Annotated in this window: 6 protein-coding genes; all 6 read right to left on the bottom strand. The window is 57.9% G+C overall.

Annotation, left to right across the window (positions count from 1 at the left end; translation table 11 throughout):
* The coding region (locus TX82_RS07610) for a tetratricopeptide repeat protein (protein WP_187291933.1) at positions 1 to 390 on the bottom strand (390 nt) is incomplete at its 3' end.
* A 201-nt stretch (positions 391 to 591) separates the two neighbouring features.
* Positions 592 to 858, bottom strand: coding sequence for a hypothetical protein (locus TX82_RS07605; RefSeq protein ID WP_005008952.1), 267 nt, complete (start codon positions 856 to 858; stop codon positions 592 to 594).
* 29 nt (positions 859 to 887) lie between these two features.
* Positions 888 to 1,271, bottom strand: a complete 384-nt coding sequence (locus tag TX82_RS07600) for a hypothetical protein (protein ID WP_005008949.1) — start codon at positions 1,269 to 1,271, stop codon at positions 888 to 890.
* A gap of 26 nt (positions 1,272 to 1,297) precedes the next feature.
* Positions 1,298 to 1,762: a c-type cytochrome gene (locus TX82_RS07595; protein ID WP_187291932.1), complete on the bottom strand. Its 465-nt coding sequence runs from the start codon at positions 1,760 to 1,762 to the stop codon at positions 1,298 to 1,300.
* 30 nt (positions 1,763 to 1,792) lie between these two features.
* Positions 1,793 to 2,866 carry a formylglycine-generating enzyme family protein gene (locus tag TX82_RS07590; RefSeq protein ID WP_005008940.1) on the bottom strand — a complete coding sequence of 358 codons (1,074 nt, stop codon included), beginning with the start codon at positions 2,864 to 2,866 and terminating at the stop codon, positions 1,793 to 1,795.
* Between the two features lie 475 nt (positions 2,867 to 3,341).
* Positions 3,342 to 5,554: DNA polymerase III subunit alpha (locus tag TX82_RS07585; protein ID WP_052338222.1), on the bottom strand; the 2,213-nt coding region annotated here is incomplete at its 5' end.

Genomic DNA, 5,554 nt, shown 5'->3' with positions numbered 1-5,554 from the left:
CAAACTGAACAGAAGGCCCAGGACATCCACACCGACCGGCTGGATGCCGTTGCGGGCGGCAAGCGCCAGCCAGACATACGCCTGCACCGGATCGGCGGCATCGTGGGTGACGTCCGCGTACCAGGTTCCCAGACGGTACTGGGCATCGGGGTAATCCTGCTCCGCGGCTTTCCGGTACCAGGCGGCAGCGACTTCCAGGTCGCGATCCACCCCCTGTCCTTTACGGTACAACTCTGCCAGAAAATACTGCGCGCCGACGTCTCCCTGCAGAGCACTGGCAAGAAACCACTTTGCCGCTTTTCTTGTATCAACGGGCACGCCCTGGCCATTGAGATAAAGAACCCCAAGCTGATACTGGGCGTCGGAGTTTCCGGCCCAGGCCAGGGGCATCCAGTGTTTGAATGCCCCCTGGAAATCCTGCCGAAGGTAGGCCTTATAACCTAAAAGGTATCCATCGACAGGGGAGGATGCCCATGCTCCGGGCCCGCTTTCACCTCCGAGCCACAACCACATCAACATTCCAATCATTGCGTTTCTTTTCTTACCCACACCCACCCCCCCTGCTTTTTTTCGAGGTTGACCTGTTCCGAGTCATTTCAGAACCCAGTTGTGGTCGAGCATGCACCGCTGAAACTCTTCACGTTTCCAGTTGAGCCGCTGGCCCGCACCGGAGCTACCCTCAATCGGTTTTATTTTTTGATACGCCATCTGATAACAAAGGTCGAAATGCCGGTCAAAAATCTGCTCTCCCTGCCCGGCCTGGTCCCGATAGGCCTGATAATCCTTTGCAGGACCGCAAGATGCCAGGGTCAGCGCACATCCAAGAAACAAAATCATTGGCACAACCGAATTATTCATGACCCGCCCTCTCCCGCTTGCTTTTAATTTCAATCTCCGTAGGGAACCCGGGGACTCCATCCCCGAAACCCTTCCCATGGTTCGACCCTGTCCGTATTCACTGGTTTTTCTTTTTCCTGCAAACCCGGTTCTTTTTTCGACTGACTGGTTTCGGAATGCACTCCCTCCACCTGCGGTTTGGACAAGGTCCCCTCCTGCCCAACCTGACCGGAATCCGGTCCCTGCCCATAAGGAACCCGCGGGCTGAATCCGCGAAACCCTTCCCACGGCTCGACGTCATCTTCCACTTCCACCTCTTTATCCTGCGCCATCAGGACGGTGCCGGCGGGAAAAGCCCTGCCCGGGCCCATGACCCATGCCATCAATCCGACCATCAAAATCACAACCCATAATATTTTTTCACTTGGATCCATGGTGCCCTCATTTAAATAGGATGGATTCATTCCGGCACCCCATTTTTTTCACTGGAAAGTGAACGAATGTAATGGATGATTTGCCAGATTCTTTCATCCGACAGGTGCGAATAAGCAGGCATTGACGTGCCTTTCGACCCGTTCTTGATGATCCAGAACAACTGTCCGTCGGGAATGGTGCCCATGGTCATTTTGCAGGTGAAGTTGCGTGGTTTCGGATCCATGTTCGGGGCCATGGCGCCCATTCCATTCCCCTTCATTCCGTGACACTGCTTGCAGGCAAGGGGTTTCGCTTTGATCAACGCCAGCACCTTGCCTCGTTTCAGATGACGCGGTTCTTTGCGAAGTGGATTTTTTCTTTTCAAAAACTCTCCCGGTGCGGAAAGCGTGTTCCTGATTTGAGGACAGATTCCCGTCTCCACCAAGTCTTCGGCACTCAGGTCTCCGCGACCCAAAACCAGCAGGGAACCGATGACCAATACTGTGAGCATGCCATTTCTCTTCATAGTCATGGTCTCCCGTCACAACCTGTTTGCGATCATTTTTTGAAGGTTCCGGTATTCCTTGTTTTCCGGCTCCAGCTGCAAGGCTTTTTGAATGGCCTCCCGGGCCCGCTCGAACTTTTCAGCTCCCATGTGGATCAACGCATCCATGTAATGCATACGCGACTCCATTGCGGGTTGTTCCTCAAAGTCACGAGCGCAACGAAAGCCCAGACCCACTCCGTAGGAATTGTTCATCGGGTCGTTCCAGAACCGGTGCGTGGTGGTGACGCTTTGCGCCGGAGCAAACCAGGAGCCGCCGCGGATGACTTTCTTTTTGCCATTGCCCCCGGCCTGACCAGGAGGCAAATTGCCTGCCGTGCCTGGAATCGGATCCAAGTCGGGGCCTTTCGGGTTTCTCACATCCTTGGAAGTCTTGTAGTAGTTTGGGTCGTACCAGTCCTGCACCCATTCAAAAACATTCCCCGCCATGTTGTATACGCCGTAATAACTTTTACCCTCCGGATGCGAGTCCACCGGCTGGGTGATGTACGTTTCGCCCCTTTTACCGCGGGCGAAATTGGCCTTGCTGTAATCGAGTCCGTTGCCCCAGGGATAGAGGAAACCCGCCGGACCCCGCGCCGCCTTTTCCCATTCCGCTTCGGTCGGCAGGCGTTTGTTGGCCCAGTGGCAATACGCGTTGGCGTCGAACCAGTTCACGCCCGTTACCGGGTAATCCGGTTTGTTCAGTTCATGGTGATCCCAGTAAGCCGGAGCCGGGTAATCCGTGGCCATGATGAATTCGGTGTACTGCGCGTTGGACACTTCGAATTTGTCGATGTAATAGGAATCGAGGTAAATCATGCGCGCCGGCCCTTCATCCCGAAACGCTTCTTCCGACATGGGTGTAAGGGCGGTCGAACCCGAACCTTCTTTCAGGAGACGGGCCTTGTCGGCATCCATGCCGCGGACAAAACCGCTTGCGTTTATCAGCACCATGTTTTCGGGTGAGGAGGATTCGGCAAAAGCCGAGCTTGGCGCGTACAGCATGGAAACCACCACGCAAAGCTTCAGAAGAAAACTGCAATCGGGTTTGACAGATGGTGGAAACATTCAGCGCCTTCCTTTCTCGATACGAATTCTTAAAGGAATAAACTCCCTCGCGGACTTGCCGGGGTGGCTGGGAACTCGCGAATAGGGGAGAGCCGAATGACAACGGGAGCGGAACTAAGAAGAGGGCGAGCCGGGTTCAGGGCACCCAACAGAGGTTGGGTTGTTTATAAGGTAATAGTACCCCCTATTTCTATTGTTTGTCAAATGTTTATTTAAAATATTAAACAAAGATTAATAATAAAAAATACAAGCTAAATCAGGTAGTTATGGTTAGGTGGGCTCGAAATTCCGGAAAAGGGACGGACAAAATACGTGCGCGGGGTGAGACTGGCCACGCAGTAGGGGCTGGGATGAACTTTTGGTACCGGGGTTGCGGACTGCGATGCGTCGGTTCATAAACCGCTCGAATTCCATCACTTCGATATAAGGCCCAAGTTTTATTGCGAAGACGAGCTGGATTGAAATTTACGAATAATCATCCCGTTCCCCATCCGTCATTCACCCACAGCGCCGTCACCGTGCGGTTGCCGCTGTCCTCTTCCACCTGCCCCTTCACGATGAACGGTCCCTTGCCGCGGAGCAGGTGACCGTACTTCCTGTAAACTTTCGGGAACAGGGTCACTTCAAAAATTCCCGTCGGGTCTTCCAGGCTGACAAACTTCATGAGTTCGCCTTTCGTCGTGCGCGTCGATTTGTACGTCACGAGCAACCCGGTCATGGTCACGAACTTTCGGCGCGTGGTGGCGAGGTCTTTCGCCCGGATGAAGCCCCGGGGCCAGGTCTTTTCGGTGATGCCGAACAGGGACATCGGGTGCGCCTTCACCATCAACTCCAGCGTCTCCAGGTCCGCCAGTCCGCACGCCCTGGCGTCGTATTCTTTCAATTCCGGCACCACCCAGCGACGCCCGCCGCGGGCCAGCGGCAACGGCTTTTGTGATTTGTTTTTTGTCCGGGGCAGGTTGCGGCACCACTTCATCATCTCGCACAGCATGACCGGACGCGACGGCCCCAGCCCGTCCAGCGCGCCGCAGTAAATCAGCGAATCCAGCTCCGGCTCCTCCAGCGGCACGCGCTCCATGAAGTCGTGCAACGTGTCGAACCGCCGCGCCTCCCGCGCGCGCAGGATGGACTCGATGCCGCCGCGGCTCAGCCCCTTCACCTGCATCAGTCCCACGCGCACCGCATCGACGCGCTCGGCGGTGAAATGATACCGGCTGTGGTTGACGTGCGGAGGAAGGATGTCGAGTCCCAGCCGCCGGGCTTCTTCCGTGTAGGCGCAGGCATCGTAGAAGCCGCCTTCGTTGGAAAGCACCGCCGCCATGAACGCCGCCGGGTGATGCGCCTTCAGGTACGCGGCGCGGTACGACTCCAAGGCGAACGACGCGCTGTGCGCCTTGCAGAATGAATAGCCCGCGAAACTTTCGATCTGCCGCCAGATCTCGAGCGCCGTGGCGCCCGCCACGCCGTTTTGTTTCGCGCCCGAAAGAAACCGCTCGCGGTAGGTTTCCATCCGTTCCCAGTCGCGCTTCTTGCTCATGCACTTGCGCAACCCCTCCGCCTCGCCCAGCCCCATGCCGGCGATGGCGTGCGCCACCTTGATGACGTCCTCCTGGTAAATCATGATGCCGCAGGTCTCGGCAAGCACCGCCTCGAGCTTCGGGTGCAGGTACGTCACCGGCTCCTTGCCGTTGTGACGGCGGATGTATGCCTGCATCATGCCGCTGCTGGCCACGCCGGGACGGATGATGGAACTGGCGGCGGTGAGTTCCTCGAACGAATCGACTTTCAGTTTCTGCAGGAGGTTCCGCATACTGGGCGACTCGATGTAGAAACATCCGATGGTGTTGCCCCGCATGATGAGCGCGCGCGTTTTGTCGTCGGTCACGGGATCGATGCGGTCGAAGTCCGGCGCCGCGCCATAACGCTCCCGCACCCAGCGCACGGTGTCGATCTCCACCGCCAGCCCCCTCTGTGCGAGCAGGTCGATCTTGAGCAGGCCGAGGTCTTCCACCGGGTACATGTCGAGTTGCGTCACCACGAATCCCTTCGGCGTGGTCTGCAGCGGCACCAGGTCGGTGATGCGTCCCGGGCTCACCACGATGCCGCCGCAGTGGATGGACAGGTGACGCGGCACGCCTTCCACCTTCGCCGCCTGCTCGATAACGCTCCTGTACGGCTCCTCGTCGAGAGGCAGGTCGCGGCATTCCGGCACCGCGTCGCGCACGGCGTCGAGGTTGTCCACGTGCGCCGAATGCGGCAGGTTGCGGGTGAGCTTGTCGATGTCCACGGCGGCCAGGCCCAGCGCCTTGCCCACCTCGCGCAGGGTCGAGCGGCCGCGCATGTGGATGTGCGACGAGATGAGGGCGACGTGCTCCGATCCATAACGGTCGAACACGTACTGGATCATTTCGTCGCGGCGGTTCCACGGGAAATCGATGTCGATGTCCGGGAAGTCCGAGCGCTCGAGATTGAGGAAGCGTTCGAAGTACAGGTTGTGGCGGATGGGATCGACTTCCGTGATGCCCAGCACACGGCACACCAGGCTGTTCGCCGCCGAGCCGCGCCCCACGGTGAGGATGCCCCGGCGGTGCGCCTCCTCGACGATGTCCCACACCAGCAGGAAGTACGAAGCGAAGTCCATGCGCCCGATGACATCCAGTTCGTATTCGAGGCGGTCGCGGACGGCGC

It is taken from the genome of Nitrospina gracilis 3/211 (assembly GCF_000341545.2).
GTDB classification, from domain to species: Bacteria; Nitrospinota; Nitrospinia; order Nitrospinales; family Nitrospinaceae; genus Nitrospina; species Nitrospina gracilis.
Note: the sequence above shows the minus strand (reverse complement) of the source record. Positions and strands in the feature narration are given on the sequence as shown.

Bases quoted from the DNA above. Each gene is read 5' to 3' on its own strand.
- TX82_RS07600 (WP_005008949.1), bottom strand. From the start codon at position 1,271: ATGGATCCAAGTGAAAAAATATTATGGGTTGTGATTTTGATGGTCGGA.
- TX82_RS07590 (WP_005008940.1), bottom strand. From the start codon at position 2,866: ATGTTTCCACCATCTGTCAAACCCGATTGCAGTTTTCTTCTGAAGCTT.
- TX82_RS07595 (WP_187291932.1), bottom strand. From the start codon at position 1,762: ATGCTCACAGTATTGGTCATCGGTTCCCTGCTGGTTTTGGGTCGCGGA.
- TX82_RS07605 (WP_005008952.1), bottom strand. From the start codon at position 858: ATGAATAATTCGGTTGTGCCAATGATTTTGTTTCTTGGATGTGCGCTG.